A 17,267-nucleotide genomic window follows, 5' to 3' on the forward strand; every position below is an offset into this window, starting at 1 on the left:
CCCATAGTTTCTTTTTTTTGGGTTTAATAATTAATTTTAAAATACTTTTTAGAGCTTTCTCAATAAAAAAAGAGAAAGCTTTAAACAATATAAAACCTTCTCTTTTTTTATTTTTGGCGCCATTCTAAAAGAAGAAAGAAGATAACAAATATTGCCTTGTGTGGTGTAAATTTATACTATAGTTTTCTTACTACCAAATTTTTATGTAAATAAATTGTTACTTTTCTTAAAGTATTTTCTCAAGAAATCTTAACAATCTTAGCTAAACAAAGACTACTACTGATTAAATTGACTTTACGCTCTTTAAAGTTATTGGGCTTTTGAAAAGTGTTTTATTTTAAACCCCATATTTTCATATAAAGTAATGAGTTCATCTTTATCATTATAATCTTTAATATCTTTTACTTTCCAACTAACTTTTTCTTTTGTGGCTTTATCAATCAAGTTAAATAAATGCATCATTGCAACTTCTTCGAAGCCCTTGTTTTTTCCATTTCTATCTTGTAAAAAAACTTCTTTACTTCTCATTTTGTCCCACATCTTCACCCATAACCCAGATTCTTTAACTGGAGGCGTGTTCATAGTATCAATATCAAAAACTTCTATTTCGTTTTCTTTAGAGTTTATTGCTACTAACACTTCTACACCTTTATTAGTTGTTTCTATTACACATTTTACTTCTTTACCTACTCGTTCATCTAATAAATACTTAACTTTTTTTAAACGGTTTCTTTCTAGCTCTATTCCTTGTTCTTTCTTTTTTAATTCTTTTAATTTTTTTCTAAATATCAGTTTAAAAATCATACATATAAATTTAATTGAAAAACTGCTACTAACACGTTTATAATTATAATGAAGAAAGAGTTGTATTAAATTTTAATTTGGTTACTACCATATTGTAATTTTGTAGTAGCTCTTTTTTCTTCTTCAAAATATAAGAATGTTAGATTTATCCTTTCTTTTTTAGCAGTTAAGCAAAAGTAGTAAGTTTTTTATATTGACTGACAGTAATTACTAATAATATACTTATGTAAGAAGTAAAGAGATTAAAGTTTAGCAACTAATTACAATGGTTCACCTCAGCAAAAACTAATCTTGCAGTATTGTTACCTCAGGTTTTTTAATATCCAGAGGTAATTTTTGTCCCATAATAATACACTTTTTACAGAGTTATCATTTCTTTCTTCTAAGTATGCCTTATCATTTTTACAAAAGCTATTAGAAAATAGTTTTATTTACCCTTCAAAACCTCCACAGTCACGAGTTTCTAGTTTACTCAATTCTTTTTTAGTTATAAAAAATGTATTGATTTTAAAATCTTCTATTTCTTGAAAATTTATATTTAACACATAATTATAAATCGGAACTTCTTATGTTTTTAGCTATAAATAATCTTATTTTTTTATTTTATTAAAATAACCTTGGGTATCTATTTTATACTTATTTATATATGTTACTTTTTCAATTTCTTTTTCTTCTTCTATATCGTAACAAGATTGTTTATCAATGATTGTAATTGTATAATCTTTATCAATTTCAAAGCTTCTATCCCATCCACATTCATAATTCCTTCCTCCCACAACTATAAGTTTATCAACAGTTTTGTTATTATTATCTATAGTCTGTAACTCAAAATATGGTAAATAATAATCTTGTTCTTTATTTGAATAAATAAAGAAAAGTACTTTATACTTATTTTTATCTGGAAACCTCTTATAAAAATATCCTTTCCCTTTATAAGGATAACTATCTTCCTCTTTAGCGTATAAATCCTCTTTTAATTTAAACTCAGTTTTATCCGAGAATAAAAAATTCAACTCAGATTTCTCTTTTATTTCATTTTTCTGTTTTAGGCTATCTATAAGAGCAAATAAAAAATCATTCTTATAATTATAAGAATACGTATAAGGTAACTTTTTAATAGAAATTGCATCTAAACTTTTATTCCCTTCTACCTTACATTGAATTAAAACAGTAGAAAAAACAAATAAAACAGTTAATGTTTGTTTAAAGTACATTGTTAATTTTTCAGTATCTTATTTATTTCTCTCTTGATTACATCAATTTCTTCTTGCTTGACCAACAACTCACCTTTAGACAAATGTCTATCTTTTATAAAAAGAATTTTATTTTCTTTTAAAAAAATAGTGTCTTTAACTAAAGTTACCTCAGACTCATCTTCGATATTATAATTAGTAATAGTATTAATTATTAAAAAAGCATTATCAAGATTATCTAGATAAAAAGAATATGAATTCGACTCTCTTATATCTTTATTATCAGAACTAATTGTATACTCAATATTTTTATCTCCTGTTTCCATTTCTTCTAAAACTTCGACAAAAATAGTTTGATCTCCTTTTTCTAAATCTCCTCCTCCATTAGGCTCAAGGTTTTCAGACATCCTTATTCTCTCTGCTTTTTTTATACATTCTTCTGAAACTTTCTTTTTATCTATATTTATTATAGAGTCATTTTCAACAATAGCATTTATACTATCAGATGACTTTAAGTTTGTTCCTCCTCCTAATTTACAATTAATAAAAAAATGTAGTGTTACTATAAAAAGCGTTATAAACTTATATTTTGACATAAGTTAAACTTTGTTAATTAAAAAGACTTCTTTTTATTAACTCAAACTTCCCTTTATTAATTCTATATTCATTCCATTCATCGCTATGAATCCCTTCTTCATCTTCATTAAATTTATACACAAATACCCTATCATTTTTCACATAGAAATAAGCTCCTTTAGTTACCAAGGCTTCAATATAATTTTCATAACTATAAACAATTAAAGAATCAATATTTTCTCCATCTTTTTCTGAACATAAACCTACAAACTTGTAATCGTCTGCGTCTGATTTTTTATTAGCTAAATCTAAAGAATATACAATCTTATTTCTTCTAAAAAATTGTTCTTTTTCCTCAACTCCTTTTAAAACACTATAATCATGTGTTATTTTGTAAAACCTACATCTACTATTAAAATCTTCTCTTTGTTCTTTATTATCTTCTAGAACTCCTTCAGTCCTAATACAACTATCTTCAATACTTTTAATAAACTTTAGGTCAGCAATTAATGAATCTCCTTCCTGAATATCCTTACTTTTTAAAACAACATTATCTTCCTGTTTATGATGGATTTTTTCAGGGACTATTTTTTTACAACCTAAAGGCAATATGGCTAAAAATAATATCAATGAATATCTCATGTATTTCTATCCTTCAAAATCTCCACAATCATGAATCTCTAGTTTTTCTAATTCTTTTTTTGTTATATAAAATTTATTGATTTTAAAATCTTCTATTTCTTGAAAATTAGCATCTAACTCAAAATTATAAATTGGAACTTCTTCTACTTTAGTTATAAATAACTTTATTCTTTTGTTTTCTTGAATAAAAAGTATTTCATATGTTTTCCCTTTTTTAACAATACTTTCTACCTCGAATTTTTTTTTCCTTCGAATCTTCACAAATATTAGTTAAAATTACTTCTTTGTTATTAAATTTAACATTAGCTATATCACATGAATAACAGGCTCCTGAAACATCATACGTATATTTTTTTAACACCTCTTTCTCTTCCTCATCTAGAGATAGTCCTATCATATCTTCGTTCAAAACCTCTTTAATATCAAACTCTAGTTTTTTTACATTCTCTATACTTTCTGAAGTATCTTCTTCTGTATCATTATGATTATTTCCCTCTACATTTACTGATTGTATCTCCTTTTTTTCTTGTACTACATCAGCATCTTGTTTTGTTGTTATTTTACAACTTATAAAAAGTAATAGAATAATTAATTTAGTGTATTTCATATTGAAATCTATTTTAGTTTTTTACTAATCTAAAATATTCAAGACTCTAATTCCTCTCCTAGTTGGAAACTTCTACTTTTGCTTTATTTTCATGAAACATTCCATCTTCTTTTAACATTATTTCTCTTCTTATAAATATAGATTCATCCTCCATTGAATTATAACTATAAACAATAATATTATTAGAATCTATTGTAAAACACTCATGATAAGAAACATCCTCTAACCCAATCCCAGATGTAATTAACCTTACTCTATCTATTAATTTATTCTGAATGTTATTATAAGTGAGTAATTCTAAATTGTAACCTATAGGGCTAATGTCTCCTTCTATAGTTTCATCAAATATTTTATTTAACAGTATAAAAAAGTCAATCTCTTTATAATTAGATTTTACTCTTTCATATAGATAGTTCTCTGAAAAAAAAGTCCTTTTAATGTCTTCATCTTTATTTTCCAACAAAAAATAATAATAAGAAGGCTGGTACTTTTTAGTTGAACTATTAATTTTTTCTATTGTTGTTTTATATAATAATCTATCTTCATCAGGACTTAAAACATTTAAACTATCAGTATTTAATTGAATATAGTATTCAATATTTTTAATAGTATTTTGCTCTTCTACAATATCTTTATCACAGTTATTTTCAAAAATTTTATTTTCTATAAACTTTACTTTATAAGCAAAACTTTTATTACCACTTTTCTTTACTTCCTCTTTATTAGCGTTCCCTTTATCTTCTTTTTTATTTACATTGGTAGTACATTGTGTTAAAAAAAGAAGCGAAAGAATAAATATACTTTTCATCATTTTTTATATTTTATTTTAACCCCTTGAATATGTAAGTGATCTTTATGATGTTTATCTGACTTACAATGATTCAAATCTTTATTTTCATGTGTTTTATTTGATAGATTTTTAATGGTATCCCCCCATCCAAACTTATGTAAAGCATCTAAAAAAGTATTTTGTCTTTCAATATCTAAATCTTTATTATTTACATAAATTACTGGAATTTTATTCCCTTTTGAATCTTTATCTATTTTAGCCCTTTTCTTATCTTTTCTTAAATATTTAAAATCCATATTAAACCCATTAAAGTGGCTAACACTATAAGCTCCCGTACCATCTGTTGCAACTGAACCATTAGAAACAACATCTACATAATTAACATCTGCCAACGCTCCTATTAAAGTAGCAAAAGCCTCTGGATTGAAATACTCTCTTGAAGTATCTTCATATAAAGCAAAATTGATATTTTTTGAATCTGAGTATTTAAAAACCTTCGGGCTACCTTTAAAAGGGGTTATTAATGGATTTTTTAAATTTCCATCTTTTTTATAATAACGAGTTCTTGCCCCTATTGTCACTTTTTTCCATTCTCCTCCTTTCTTTGTTTTCCACTCATGTTTTGTCCCATCAACCCACCTTTGAGACTCAATAACATCAAAGTTCCCTAAACTATGTTTGCCTCCTTCTTTATCATGATAGATATAACTCACTTCTTTCAATCCTTTAAAATCTAGTTTACTTATTTCTCCCGTATGATAAATATTTATGATATTTTGATTTATTAACTCAAACCATTTACCTTCCCCATAATACCAAAGATTAGGACGGTTATCAAAAAACTCTTCGTATTTTACTTCAAACCAATTTTGATTTTCAGGCTCTGCATCTACAACCATAAACAGCTTCGTTTTTTTATCTGTTGTTTTATTTAGAGCTTCTCTGTATTTTTTCTGATCTTTCTCATCCTTAGGTGATAGTGTAACTGCGTCTATCGCGAAGTTTCTAAAATCTTCGGCATTTGATATGTTCTTTTTATTTTGCTCTGCAAATCTGCTTACATACGTTTCTACAACACTAGTTTTTTACCATCCTGTTGTAAAACAATAGAACTATCTTTTTCTACTAAACATTTTTTTTCGGCTTGTTTTAAACTTAACTTTATGCGTTTATTAGCCATATTTTCGGTTTCAACTACCATATACACCTCATCTCCTAAATTAGCATTAGCTAGTTTTGTAAGCTCTATTTTTGGCAGAATTAAAGGAATATCAATACAATCTCTTTTTGTATATGAGTCTTTTTTAAGTACCTCTACTATGTGAGCAACTGTTGTTTGCTGTTGCTTTTTTTGTAAACCTCCTTTAATGTTTTTATAAATAATTGTTGCTATCTTTTCCTTACGAGCTTTTGTACTTGTATTATTGCTCCCTTTGAAAGTATAACTTTCAGTTACTCCTGTTTTCTCAGTACCTTTGATCTCTTTTTTTGCCAAATAAGCTTTTTTTACTCGTTGGGTTTTAATTTTCAGAGCATTACTTGGTTTTACAGTTAATGTTGCCATAGCTAATTAATTTTGTATTGTTTCTCTTTCTCCTTCTTGTTGAACAACTACACGTAACTTCAATTTATGTTCACTACTAGTTACCTTAAAATCTTTTATAATATCGTTTTCTATAACCTTGTCATTATATACAAAATCTTTGGTGTGGTTACTTAAATCAATATCTATTGTTTGTCCTATAGCATTTTCTGTTTTCAATACTAAGTACACTTCTTCTCCTGTATGTGGCTCTGCTTGTTTATTACCTTCAAGGTCGGTATAGTAACAAGTAAAGCGCGGTGTTGTATCTTCTTTAGCTTTGTATGGTGCAGCTTCTTTTATTGGTATAAAACTTTCTTGCCAGTGTTTTATATAGCGTGGGACTCTGATTTATACTAATTAGAGCTGTTATTAAAATTATTTTAACCTAACAATCTTTTTAAAGCTTTCTGTTAAGTATGGAGTAAGCTCGTTTATGGGTATTATCACATTTAAATTTGTGTCATGTTTTGCACCCCAATCTTTTTTTATTGCCCCTTTTCTTTCAATAAGCCTTAATTTTTCTTTTCTTTCTAAGCTTTTTAACGCTTCATCTTCTTCTACACCTATCATCATTTCTTTTTTAATTTTTTGACTTAAAAAACTTAAAAAGAAGTTATTATCCTTTAAAAAAACATCTTTAAAACTTAATATTTTCATTTGCTTTAAATCAATATTTATATAAGATATAGAAAAATTATAACCAGCAGAAGATATTGATGTACATGTTGTTTTTACACCTAATAATGAGTCTTCTATAAAACTTTTTTTCCAATTAATTTCTATTTCATCAGAAAAAAAATCTAATTCATTTTCACAATTCTTTTTTATTTTTTTTCGGAATAGTTTTAACTTATCTTTTATCGATATGAACTTTGTATCATCCTCTATAAAGTATAGAATACCATCCGCATCTAATTCATTTAGTATTTCATTATTAATTTTCTGTTCCTTTAACTTATTTTTATCAATTAAATAAGGAAGATTATACTTTAAAGAGAAATTAAAAGATTTATCACACTTAATAGAATCTTTTAATGTAAGTACTTCTAATTCTTTAGCTAGGACAGTTTGGCTTTTACAAGATTGAAAAACAATTAAAAAAATTGTTAAAATATATGTTCTTCTTAAAATAAGCATTATTCAACACCTACTTTCATTTTAAAATCTTCCTTTAAAAAAGGTTTAAGTTCTTCAAAAGAAAAAAACACATTAAATACTGAACTAAAATTTAGGTTAGCCCAACTGCTATCGATCAAAATATCTAATCCTTTTCCATTTTCATTTTCATTTGTTAAAAAAAAACGTTGTGATAAATTAGTTAATAAGCTTTTCTTTATAATCAATTGTTTTTCGTTTTCAGTCATTTCTTCTTCAAAAAAATCATTTAACTCAGATTCTATTTTATTATTTAAATAGTTTAAAAGTTCTTTTGACTGACTCTTGAAAATATCTTTTGAAGTAATCTCTAAGCCTGAGTCCAAGAAAAAATTATAATAATATTCTTCAACTCTAAGTGAACCTGAATATATCTCAAAAAACAACTTTAAAGAAATTATATTTTTGCTAGCTTCACCTATTTCATAATAAGAAGTAACAAAAGGAGCTAAAGAGTTTTCATTACATTTCTCTTCATTAATTAAAATAAATAAGTTTAAATTTTCTTGTAGGCCCTTCTCTTTATTGAATGTATCAAACCAATCAATATTAGCTTTAACATCTATTAAAATTCTATCATTTATCTTCTTAGAAGAAATTTTATCACCTAACTTAACATAGGGTAAATTATACTTTCTTTCTATTTTATTATTACAAACAATAGAGTCTTTAATGTTTAAAATTAAATCATCTTTGATGATTTTTTTTTGACTTTTACAAGATTGAAAGACCATCAATAATATTAAAATATATGTTCTTCTTAAAATAAACATTATTCAATATCTATTTTCCTTTTAAAATCTTCTCTCAAATATGATTTTAATTCTTCAAGTGGAATAAAAATTTCATAAAATAAATTAGGACTAGAGTTAATAAAATACATTCCTTTTTTACTACCTCGTTTATCTAAAAACCAAGTTTCAGGAAAATAATCTATTTCTAATTCTTCAGAATTAACAGAGTTTACTTTTCTTTCTAAGAACTTTAAAAACTCTATATCTTTAATAAAAATAGTTTCTGATTTTAAAAAAACTAAATTTTCAATATCATAATTATAAAAATATGAAAAAACCTGATTATAGGCGGTATAAGTTTCTATCAATATACCAAAGCTCACTATTTTATTATTATAAAAATAAACTTCAGATTCAGAATTATTAAATGAATAACATTTAGTACCACAACAGTTATCAGTAGAATATTGTACAAATTTTTTTAATCCTATTTTCAATCCATTGTTTAATATGAAATTTTCATTTTCACCAGAAAAAACATATTGATTTAACATTTTTGAGATAGAATCATTAACTATATCGCTTGATTCATCATTTATAAAATTAAAAAATGGCACAGAATATTTATTAACTATTTTTCCATTACAAAAGATAGAATCCCTAATTATTTCAATTGAATTGTTTGTATTATCATAAATTTTATCTTGACTTTTGCATGATAAACATTCAAATAATAAAATACTTAAAATTAATATTCTAATTATTTTATTCATTTCTTATAGGAATTAATTTTAAATCTGATTTTATTTTGAGTTGAAGTCCTCTAGGCTTTATACTATTAACTGGTTTTACCTCTTTCAGTTTTTTTAATAATTTCTCTGCCTCTATGTCTTTTAGATTGACATATATTTTTACGTTTTTCTTTTTTTTATGATCATATTTTGTTTGTTTAATACTCGTATCTTTAGATATGTTTACTAATTGATTCTCTATTGATTCTTTTTCTTCTTTACTACCTTTTTTATGCTTCTCTTCATAATGCTTATATACTTTAAATCCTTTTTCTGCTCTGGCTTTAAAAGTTTTATCTCTTCTATTGTCTAATCCATTAGTCCCTCCATTAATTCTTCTAGAGACACTTTCTATATCATCCTTCTCAGCATATTTATAAATAGCTCCATTACCTTCTATCCAAAACCATAAAGCCGACTGAACAGCATAAATAACATTACTGGTATCTGATATTAGATCAAAGTTTCCTTTATGATTTATAGTATCTGTGACTTTGGTAAAATCAATATAACCTTTGGGGTCATCAGGAAAAGGATTCTTTTTTCTAAAATTGGAAAAAGAAATATAATTGGTTTTTCCTGTAATTTGTTTTACCCCACGTCCACAAAACATAAAACCTTCTCTAGACAACTCATTACCATTGCCATTTCTGTCTGCATAAGCTCTAGATAAAAGTTCCTTACCAAAAGCCTTATGTTTCTTTAAAATGATATTGAACTTAACAACTTCTTTTCCATCTTTATTTTTATCTTTTTTTATAAATATATTCTCTTCTTTCTTCAAACTCTTAGTACTAGCATATAGTTTGCTTATTTTTATTTTAAGTTCACTTTTATTATCATTAATTATTTTCTTTATTTCGGAATTAGTTTTAGGTAAGATTTTGTTTTTATTATCTGTAATCTTAAAAATATCATTTAATTTATTTTCAATAGAATTAAGAATAGTATCATCTATAGTTTCAGATCCAAATCTTTTTTTCGCAGTTACCGAAAGGCTCAAAATTCCTATATAATTATAATTTGGGCTTTCCTTAAAATACTTTTTCCAAAACTTCATTTCAGCTCCTAATTGAGCAATAAAATGAGCTTTTCTAAGACAGGTATCTAATTTATAATCTTTTCTATACTTGTTAAGATAAACTAGTATTTTTTCGGTAATTTCCTTTTCCGCCTCAGGAACCACATGTTTAACTTGTTCAAAAGTTATTTCCTCTTTACAGTAAGGACAAAGTTCTGTTTCTTTTACTGTTAAAGGTGTTTCTTTATGGTTTAATAATTCTCCTCTGTAGTAAACTTTGGGAATATATATTCTTGACTTTTGAGTTTTTTCTTTTTTCATAATTTATTATTTTAACATTACTTCCCCTTTTTCATTAACAATTCCTTTTAGTTCAACATTACTAGCTGAGTTATCATCTGAATCTTCTAAAATTATTTTCACCTCTTCCCCTTCGTCTATATTAATCACCTTTATATACAATACAGAATTACTATTTACTTCTGCTTCTTTGATAGACTCTCCTTCTTGATTTCTCCACTCTTTTCTTATAATTCTTGGTGTTGTATCTTCTTTAGCTTTATATGGTGTAGCTTCTTTTATTGGTATAAAACTTTCTTGCCAGTGTTTTATATAGCGTGTGGTACTTTTTTTACTCCAGCTAGAGTTGTTAAAAAATCGGTAGTCTTGCATTGCTGGAGATATGGTCAGAGTTACCTGCATACCTGACTGATTACAAAACTTTTCATGGTAATTGATGAGTGTACCATCTTGAAAGTTGTATTCAAAAATTTCTAATCCGTCATAATCATCTTGATAAAAAACAATTTTACCGTCTCTTAACTGATATAAGTCAAAAGGATATGGTATTTTTTTGTTTTCGGTTCTGTCTGCGATTATCCACTCTAAAAAACTATCATCATACATTTGCGATTCAAATGTAACCGAGATGGTTCCTCCCATTAAGGCAGAGGTAGGTTTTCCGTTCCAATCAATAAGTCGATTGTAATTTAAATTTGTATTGAAAAGTTCTCGTTCTTCTCCACATACAAATAGCTTTGCTTTAACATTCATTTTTAGGCAATTTTCGGGGTTCTTCCTAACTATTAACTAGGGCAATAGTTCTAAAGGTATGAAGTACACTTCACTTCTATAACCTTCTTCTACTTTTTGCAACTTATTTTTTAAAAATAATTCTTCTAATTTATCTATTTTTTCATATTGTTGAAAATAAAACTTTTCAAAACCATTTTTTCCTACTCTTTTTCTTGGCAATTTATATATTCCTAAACAGTAATATCCTTCATGATTTAAAGGAATTCCTGATTTAAAGTAAAATAAATCTGCTATTGTTGCTTTTCTACTTAAAACATATCTATAGGCAGCTTTGTTTAATATTTTTATTTGTTTTTGGTACAATCGTTTTATTACTCTTCGCTTTTTTCTTGTAATGGGTTTTGCCATTTGAGGAAATGTGCTGCGATAATTTTCTATTAATTCTATAATTTCATCTTTATCTAAGACATAGCCTTTTTTTATTATACTATCGTTAAGTAATGATACTTTTTGGTACAATACTTCATGTAAATTGTTTCTGCTTAATTGAAAAAGACGTAAGCTGTCTGTATTTAACTCTTTATATCTTGTTTTTATCGTTGTGCTTGGTTCACTTCTTAAAACTCCTAGTTTTTTATTAAAGTAATTTAACGAGGATATAAGCTTATTATTTGTTAATGTAGATCTTTTTAAAACAGTATCTATCGCTTTTTCTAAAGATAGAGGAGTTAATGAACTTTCTATTCTTGGAAAAATAACGCCTCCATTAAAAAGGCTATTATCTGGAGCATCGTACACATAAATATTATCTTCATCTGCAGGCATCTTTTTTAAGATATTGTTTTCTACTATAATTTCATTATCCACAATAAAATTCTTGATAAATTCATTATAATATTTTCCTGTTTTATACAAAAACTCTTTGCTTCCTAATATATAATTCTGAGATCTTACACTTTGATTATTGTCTAATTGTGCAAAAATAATTTTAGGTGATTTTTTAGCTATTTTTTCAAAAAAAGTATCTTTTTGCCTTTTAATATCATTCGTGTTTTCTTTGCTTGAAGCAATGATGAAGAAATTGTTTTCAAAACGCTTATTTTCATCTGAAAAATTATCTATTACATAATTTACTGCTTTGGGAATAGACATTGTTTTTTCAACGTATTCTACAGCTAAATTGTTTTGATTACTTTCTATAAAAGATTCAACAAAGCTAATCCACTCTGAAAAAGAGCTTGTTTTTTCTAATATTGCTGTTCCTTTTTTATCGACTAAAATTGCAGAAAAACTGTATTGAGCTTCAGTAGGTTCTTGAAATAAGGTTATGTATAAACTTTGTAATGAGTTTAATATTTTTTTTAGATGTTCGCTTTCCTCATTTTTAGAAATAAAATGGAAGTTTACTACCTTCGACTCCTCTTTCATAAATTTTATTTCTTTTGTATAAAAGCTATTTCCTTTTACATTAATAAGTTTATTTTTATCATGATTCCAAACATGTACTGGAGCTATCAAGTCTTTAGTAACATCTGTTTTTAAGTTTTTATATCCTGTATATAAGTATTTAGACAATACATCTTCACCTGTAAGTTGAATTGTATCTTTATTACTAACTGCCAATAAACTATCAGTGTCATTTATAACATATACTTGACTTTGTCCAATACGTGTAATTAAGTTTGATGGTATCCAACCTACTGTTTGAGAAATAGAGTCTTTTAAAACGGGTTTATCTGACACAAATACTGCTTTCCCTTTTTCATCATACTTATAAGGGTATACAATTTGATTAGACACTAACTTTTTGTTTGACTTTGTTCTAAAAAAGGGATCTTTAAACACATTTACAGAGTCTACTTCCATATATGGTTTCAAATCAAAAAGTCGTAACGTTTTATCAGTACCTACTTTATATTTTATTGGCTTATTATTACACGTCTCTAAAAATGAATGATTATACTCTATTACATTACTTGTAGGAATCCATCCTAAATATTCTACTTGCTCTGAATCTTTAAAGTTAAACTTATCTCCATAGAACATAGAAAACAATCCTTTGGGCTTTCCTATTTGATCTGGGTTGGCTACTACTACTTCATACGAGTTTTCTTTTTCATCAATTACATACAACGGAGTAAGTAGTCCTTTCTTCTTAAACTTTTCTTGCACATATGGTCCTTTATAAAAAGAGTTTTCCTCTCTATCTGAAAAGACCATTTTTAACGAAGCATCGTGCTTCGTTTTTGCTTTTTTTAGATAGTTAAACCTATTAGTTTTTACTTCTTTTACTTTTTCATATTTTCCTATCGTTTGTGATACAATAGGGAAGGAATATAGCGACAGCAAAAAAATAAAAAGTGTTATTTTTTTTTGCATTATTATCTTAGTAAACTTTGTGTTACGTTTAATCTTTTGAAACATTTAATTGTATCTATTTCAACTTTATTTATAATTATTTTGCTTCTTTTTTTATTTTCTAAATAGTGTAAACCTTGGCAGTAACTAAAAAAGTCATTATACCTTCCTCCGTTAACAATTACGAGTATATCTTCTGCTTGATTACATGTATAGTTATTTTTTATATAATTTAAGTTTTTATAAAAAGTTCCTCTATCTGTAACCTTGCTATCTGCTATTGCTTGAAGTCTTTTTCTAATATCATTTTGCACAACCCCTAAAGAGTCTACTTTTTCTAATTCCTCAACTTTTTCAAATCTTGGTAAAATCTTTATATTATGAAATATTGGGTATTTTAATGTATTTGTTTGAAGTTTTACCCTGTAGTCTCCTGGTTTACTATATCTGTAAATTACTTGTTCTTCATAAGCATCAACTGTACCTGTTTCTCCAAACTCCCAATACCAGGTATTTATTCCTTTTCCCTCGGTAAAAAACACTAATTCTTCTCCTACATAACCTTCATCTACGCCATGCAATGTTACCAAAGAGTCTCTAGGTGATAGTTTTGGTAAAGAAACTATACCTATTTGTTTTGAAACAGTAAACTTATCATTTATTTTTATTGATACTAAATACTTACCTTCTTTACGGTATTTATAATCGATATTTCCTGGTTTTACTATAGAATCTCCATTTCCCATATGCCACACCACTTTTCTTCCTTCAACTAAACTCGTATCATTTAAAAGGAAAAACAGTTTTTCACCAACCTCAAACTGGTAATTACTATTAGATTCAGACACGTAAAAATCTAAATTACTGAGTCTTGATTTATAAGGTGCAAATATGGCCAGTATTAATACTAATAAAGCTATAAAAATTAAAGCTGATAATTTAAATTTATTAGACATATTCTTTTATTTAAATATTAGCTTTACATTCTTCTAAATTTTCTTTCAGAACTTTATTATTCCTTTTTAAAGCATTGTATTCTTCACTCAAATCGAAAAACATTTTAAGCGTTTTTGATGATTGAACTCCGAATATATATCTATTATTCATATCGTTATCTCTATAAATTTTTTTGTATTGTTGAATTTCCTTATCTAACTCGTCTAATACCTGAATTTGAATAACATCAAAAGGTATTTCTTGAATTTTTTTATGTGTATTTTTTATTTTTTTTGTGTATTCTTCCTGAATATCAAAAATTTCTTCTGAAGCGTCAATACTATTTAGCAGCTCTTTACTTTCTACTACAGGCACTTTAAATATAAATTTAGTTAGTATTATAAACACTACTGTAGAAATTATTATAAACAAAAGAGAAAACCTTATTTTTTCCCAAAAAATCTCATGTTTATCCATAGCTTACTCTTTATTTAAATTTTTATTTAAATCTTTATATTTCTCTCTGCACTTTTCTAATTGTTCTTTATTAGCTTCTCTTGTATTAACTTCTTTGTTATAATTTTCAAGAAGTGATTGTATATTCCTTATTTCAGACAAAAACTCACCGTAAATTTTGTAATAGTTGTTTTCTTTTTTTGTACTATCTATACTTTGTCTTATTTCTACTCTGGTGTTAGTTATAATCTTCTGCATTTGCCTATACTCTCCAATATTCCTTCTTTTATTTTTTAAACTATATAGGTTTTTAAAAAGCTCTTCCATTTTAAAATTTAACATAGCTTGTTTTTTAAAAACTTCATTGTAATGAGATTGTTTACTCTCAATTAAAACAACCCCTTTTTCTGCTATAATTAAAGTGACATATAAACAAAAGAATACGACTACTGCTGTTAAAGAGAATGATGCAAAAAACTTAAGTATTTGTTTTCTCCTTTCTTTGTGATTTAAAGCTTTCATAAGAAATTTATATTAATCAATTATACTCCAAGTACTATTTTTACCTCTATTTCTATTGAATTGCGCTCCAGACTCTTCATTAATTACGATATTATCTTTTCTTTGTCCTATATACTCTAGTTCACTCATCTTTTTAAATACGCGCTCCAACATAACTACAAACCTATTTAGCACATCAAACGTTTCTGCTATCTCAATATGGTTGTACTTAACGTTTACAGCATCAACTATTGCATCAAGGAAAACAGAAGGCTTAATGTCTGTCCATTGATAATAATATTGTAGTAATTGCTCTTTCTCTTTATCATCCATAATACTCAAGCAAATAGAAAGCTTATTTGCTAACACCACTAACCTATCAACCAAATACATAGGTGATCTACTAGTAGAAATATTTTCTAAATTAAAAATATTATCACTGTAGTACTCTTGCAGTTTACTGCAAATTGAAAAGGTATTGGCTACTAATTTATTACTGCTTTTTTGCCCATTATTTTTTTTGAAAATTTTAATCGAATAGTTTTTAGACTTAATAAGCATTTGTAATAACCCTTTTCCAAATCCTTCTAACCTTTCATTAGATGTTAAATTAACAACAGGAGGCACATAACTTTCATCAATAGAAAACAATCCATTTGTCCATAACACCTTTCCTATAACCAAAAAGTGTTCTTTTAAAAAGCTAGTATTAATTTTTGAAACTGGAAGTGTATGTAGTTCTAATTTAGGTAATACATTAGGATGATGTAAAGGTATAACTTCAGGGTCTGGAATACCTACTGGTAAATACTCAAATGGAGATAGCGAAAGCATTATATAAAACTCCTCGCTTTCTGTTTTATCAAAATCAGATGTTTTTAATGTTACTGATGGTGAATTTGCCCCATATAAATCTCGGTGATACATAATCCTGTATCCTTTTTCTGTGATCGCGTTACAAGATTTCAGTTTTATTACTAAAGAGTTATCTCCATCGTTTAAAACATCTAATTGTAGGTTTTCAAAATTAGTTCCTCCATCAACTAATCCATATTCATAATTTTTAAGAGAAACCGAATTGTAGTCTTTTATGGTTTCAATTGTGTTGTTATAATTTTTAAAAAAATGTTCTGCAGATATTTTTACTCCGTCAGTCCAATTTATTGGTAAGTAATTCATTTTATTATTTTTCTTATTCATTTTCAATGGTGTTTAATGCAGTTCTTCTTATATATATAGTTTGTTTATTCCTTATTTTATTAAACTTCCCGTCTTTTTCAGCGTCTAAGACTTTTGTAAAAAGAGGAAAATTAAACCATTTGTTTGTGTAAAAAATCCAACCAATTGGCTCTCCCTCCAAATAAGTATCAATCATTCTATCAGGAAATCTAAAGTTTTGATCTTCTATAAATCGATTAAACCACATACCTACTGATACCTCCATGGGTAACTTTACTGAAAAAGAACTGTAGTTTTTATCTTCTGGATTTCTTTTAATTTTTACTGTTACTTGTATTAATTTAAAAACGTCTACATTATCCCAATACATATCACTAACTCCATTATCTGAAACATTCCAGGCTTTATAAAATGGTTTTGATATGTTTAAAAAGTATTCTAAAGACATTGTGTATAGTAATGGTAACACAAACCAAATTATTGATAACATTGCCCAAAGTGCGTAAGGTAAATTACTTATTTTTTCAAAAATTAGATAATACAGCCACCCTGAAAGAAGCATTACTATAAAAGCAAAAAATAGTGTATGGAATTTATTATCTAGGCCTATAGATTTGTAAAACTTTGTATTTTGAAAAAGCATGAAAAACACACCTATAAAAAGATAACACAAAACTGTGAGTATCAACCCTACCCAAACAAATTCATATTTTAATAAACTAATTAAAACTGGGGCTACTAGAACTATAGTTAGCAATAAAACCAAGACTATTGCCTTTTTTATATTAAACGATTTTTTTGCCTTTACTATGTTATTTAATACCATTAAAGAAACAATAGCTATTAATGGTGCTAAAAGAAATTTTAAAAAATATACTATTATTATGTTCATAACTTTTTCTTT

At 26.4% G+C, this 17,267-nt stretch carries 21 protein-coding genes; all 21 read right to left on the bottom strand.

The window, feature by feature from the left end; genetic code table 11:
* Positions 1–309: 309 nt before the first annotated feature.
* Positions 310–804 carry a hypothetical protein gene (locus NH341_RS13550; protein ID WP_047790431.1) on the bottom strand — a complete coding sequence of 165 codons (495 nt, stop codon included), beginning with the start codon at positions 802–804 and terminating at the stop codon, positions 310–312.
* Positions 805–1,394: 590 nt separating this feature from the next.
* A complete protein-coding gene (locus NH341_RS13555; protein WP_253057230.1) occupies positions 1,395–2,018 on the bottom strand; it encodes a hypothetical protein in 624 nt (207 codons plus the stop codon).
* 2 nt (positions 2,019–2,020) lie between these two features.
* On the bottom strand, positions 2,021–2,593 hold the full coding sequence (locus tag NH341_RS13560; protein ID WP_253057232.1) for a hypothetical protein: 573 nt from the start codon (positions 2,591–2,593) through the stop codon (positions 2,021–2,023).
* Positions 2,594–2,606: 13 nt separating this feature from the next.
* Complete coding sequence (locus NH341_RS13565) at positions 2,607–3,215, bottom strand: hypothetical protein (protein ID WP_253057234.1); 609 nt, start codon at positions 3,213–3,215, stop codon at positions 2,607–2,609.
* Between the two features lie 6 nt (positions 3,216–3,221).
* Complete coding sequence (locus tag NH341_RS13570; RefSeq protein ID WP_253057236.1) at positions 3,222–3,476, bottom strand: hypothetical protein; 255 nt, start codon at positions 3,474–3,476, stop codon at positions 3,222–3,224.
* Positions 3,430–3,822 (bottom strand): hypothetical protein, encoded by a 393-nt coding sequence (locus tag NH341_RS13575; protein ID WP_253057238.1) that lies wholly within the window; start codon positions 3,820–3,822, stop codon positions 3,430–3,432. The genes NH341_RS13570 and NH341_RS13575 overlap by 47 nt, the downstream gene beginning before the upstream one ends.
* Before the next feature lie 58 nt (positions 3,823–3,880).
* The gene (locus tag NH341_RS13580) at positions 3,881–4,633 is read right to left on the bottom strand and encodes a hypothetical protein (RefSeq protein ID WP_125064400.1); all 753 of its coding nucleotides are present in this window, start codon (positions 4,631–4,633) and stop codon (positions 3,881–3,883) included.
* Positions 4,630–5,511, bottom strand: coding sequence for a hypothetical protein (locus tag NH341_RS13585; protein ID WP_073184358.1), 882 nt, complete (start codon positions 5,509–5,511; stop codon positions 4,630–4,632). Before NH341_RS13585 ends, NH341_RS13580 begins: the two co-directional genes overlap by 4 nt.
* A 170-nt stretch (positions 5,512–5,681) precedes the next feature.
* Positions 5,682–6,176 carry a hypothetical protein gene (locus NH341_RS13590; RefSeq protein WP_253057239.1) on the bottom strand — a complete coding sequence of 165 codons (495 nt, stop codon included), beginning with the start codon at positions 6,174–6,176 and terminating at the stop codon, positions 5,682–5,684.
* Between the two features lie 6 nt (positions 6,177–6,182).
* Positions 6,183–6,386, bottom strand: a complete 204-nt coding sequence (locus NH341_RS13595; protein WP_239178736.1) for a hypothetical protein — start codon at positions 6,384–6,386, stop codon at positions 6,183–6,185.
* 186 nt (positions 6,387–6,572) lie between these two features.
* Positions 6,573–7,334, bottom strand: coding sequence for a hypothetical protein (locus tag NH341_RS13600; protein WP_253057240.1), 762 nt, complete (start codon positions 7,332–7,334; stop codon positions 6,573–6,575).
* On the bottom strand, positions 7,334–8,086 hold the full coding sequence (locus NH341_RS13605; RefSeq protein ID WP_253057241.1) for a hypothetical protein: 753 nt from the start codon (positions 8,084–8,086) through the stop codon (positions 7,334–7,336). Before NH341_RS13605 ends, NH341_RS13600 begins: the two co-directional genes overlap by 1 nt.
* 38 nt (positions 8,087–8,124) lie before the next feature.
* Positions 8,125–8,859, bottom strand: coding sequence for a hypothetical protein (locus NH341_RS13610; protein ID WP_239178732.1), 735 nt, complete (start codon positions 8,857–8,859; stop codon positions 8,125–8,127).
* Entirely contained in the window at positions 8,852–10,219 is a 1,368-nt protein-coding gene (locus tag NH341_RS13615) for a hypothetical protein (protein ID WP_239178730.1), read from the bottom strand. Before NH341_RS13615 ends, NH341_RS13610 begins: the two co-directional genes overlap by 8 nt.
* A gap of 6 nt (positions 10,220–10,225) precedes the next feature.
* Complete coding sequence (gene tssD / locus NH341_RS13620) at positions 10,226–10,951, bottom strand: type VI secretion system tube protein TssD (protein WP_159615062.1); 726 nt, start codon at positions 10,949–10,951, stop codon at positions 10,226–10,228.
* A 36-nt stretch (positions 10,952–10,987) separates the two neighbouring features.
* A complete protein-coding gene (gene tssR / locus NH341_RS13625) occupies positions 10,988–13,312 on the bottom strand; it encodes a type VI secretion system protein TssR domain-containing protein (RefSeq protein ID WP_253057243.1) in 2,325 nt (774 codons plus the stop codon).
* Positions 13,313–13,314: 2 nt separating this feature from the next.
* The gene (locus NH341_RS13630; protein ID WP_047790416.1) at positions 13,315–14,247 is read right to left on the bottom strand and encodes a hypothetical protein; all 933 of its coding nucleotides are present in this window, start codon (positions 14,245–14,247) and stop codon (positions 13,315–13,317) included.
* A gap of 10 nt (positions 14,248–14,257) precedes the next feature.
* Positions 14,258–14,704, bottom strand: a complete 447-nt coding sequence (gene tssO / locus NH341_RS13635) for a type VI secretion system TssO (protein ID WP_047790415.1) — start codon at positions 14,702–14,704, stop codon at positions 14,258–14,260.
* Between the two features lie 3 nt (positions 14,705–14,707).
* Positions 14,708–15,205 (bottom strand): type VI secretion system TssO, encoded by a 498-nt coding sequence (gene tssO, locus NH341_RS13640; RefSeq protein WP_047790414.1) that lies wholly within the window; start codon positions 15,203–15,205, stop codon positions 14,708–14,710.
* Between the two features lie 12 nt (positions 15,206–15,217).
* Entirely contained in the window at positions 15,218–16,384 is a 1,167-nt protein-coding gene (locus NH341_RS13645; protein WP_047790413.1) for a hypothetical protein, read from the bottom strand.
* On the bottom strand, positions 16,377–17,255 hold the full coding sequence (locus tag NH341_RS13650) for a TssN family type VI secretion system protein (protein ID WP_253057245.1): 879 nt from the start codon (positions 17,253–17,255) through the stop codon (positions 16,377–16,379). Before NH341_RS13650 ends, NH341_RS13645 begins: the two co-directional genes overlap by 8 nt.
* Between the last annotated feature and the right edge of the window lie 12 nt (positions 17,256–17,267).

This window comes from Tenacibaculum sp. XPcli2-G (assembly GCF_024124505.1).
In the GTDB taxonomy this organism is placed as follows: Bacteria; Bacteroidota; Bacteroidia; order Flavobacteriales; family Flavobacteriaceae; genus Polaribacter; species Polaribacter mesophilus.

Bases quoted from the DNA above. Each gene is read 5' to 3' on its own strand.
- NH341_RS13550 (WP_047790431.1), bottom strand. From the start codon at position 804: ATGATTTTTAAACTGATATTTAGAAAAAAATTAAAAGAATTAAAAAAG.
- NH341_RS13555 (WP_253057230.1), bottom strand. From the start codon at position 2,018: ATGTACTTTAAACAAACATTAACTGTTTTATTTGTTTTTTCTACTGTT.
- NH341_RS13560 (WP_253057232.1), bottom strand. From the start codon at position 2,593: ATGTCAAAATATAAGTTTATAACGCTTTTTATAGTAACACTACATTTT.
- NH341_RS13565 (WP_253057234.1), bottom strand. From the start codon at position 3,215: ATGAGATATTCATTGATATTATTTTTAGCCATATTGCCTTTAGGTTGT.
- NH341_RS13575 (WP_253057238.1), bottom strand. From the start codon at position 3,822: ATGAAATACACTAAATTAATTATTCTATTACTTTTTATAAGTTGTAAA.
- NH341_RS13580 (WP_125064400.1), bottom strand. From the start codon at position 4,633: ATGATGAAAAGTATATTTATTCTTTCGCTTCTTTTTTTAACACAATGT.
- NH341_RS13585 (WP_073184358.1), bottom strand. From the start codon at position 5,511: ATGGTTGTAGATGCAGAGCCTGAAAATCAAAATTGGTTTGAAGTAAAA.
- NH341_RS13590 (WP_253057239.1), bottom strand. From the start codon at position 6,176: ATGGCAACATTAACTGTAAAACCAAGTAATGCTCTGAAAATTAAAACC.
- NH341_RS13600 (WP_253057240.1), bottom strand. From the start codon at position 7,334: ATGCTTATTTTAAGAAGAACATATATTTTAACAATTTTTTTAATTGTT.
- NH341_RS13605 (WP_253057241.1), bottom strand. From the start codon at position 8,086: ATGGTCTTTCAATCTTGTAAAAGTCAAAAAAAAATCATCAAAGATGAT.
- NH341_RS13610 (WP_239178732.1), bottom strand. From the start codon at position 8,859: ATGAATAAAATAATTAGAATATTAATTTTAAGTATTTTATTATTTGAA.
- NH341_RS13615 (WP_239178730.1), bottom strand. From the start codon at position 10,219: ATGAAAAAAGAAAAAACTCAAAAGTCAAGAATATATATTCCCAAAGTT.
- tssD (WP_159615062.1), bottom strand. From the start codon at position 10,951: ATGAATGTTAAAGCAAAGCTATTTGTATGTGGAGAAGAACGAGAACTT.
- tssR (WP_253057243.1), bottom strand. From the start codon at position 13,312: ATGCAAAAAAAAATAACACTTTTTATTTTTTTGCTGTCGCTATATTCC.
- NH341_RS13630 (WP_047790416.1), bottom strand. From the start codon at position 14,247: ATGTCTAATAAATTTAAATTATCAGCTTTAATTTTTATAGCTTTATTA.
- tssO (WP_047790415.1), bottom strand. From the start codon at position 14,704: ATGGATAAACATGAGATTTTTTGGGAAAAAATAAGGTTTTCTCTTTTG.
- tssO (WP_047790414.1), bottom strand. From the start codon at position 15,205: ATGAAAGCTTTAAATCACAAAGAAAGGAGAAAACAAATACTTAAGTTT.
- NH341_RS13645 (WP_047790413.1), bottom strand. From the start codon at position 16,384: ATGAATAAGAAAAATAATAAAATGAATTACTTACCAATAAATTGGACT.
- NH341_RS13650 (WP_253057245.1), bottom strand. From the start codon at position 17,255: ATGAACATAATAATAGTATATTTTTTAAAATTTCTTTTAGCACCATTA.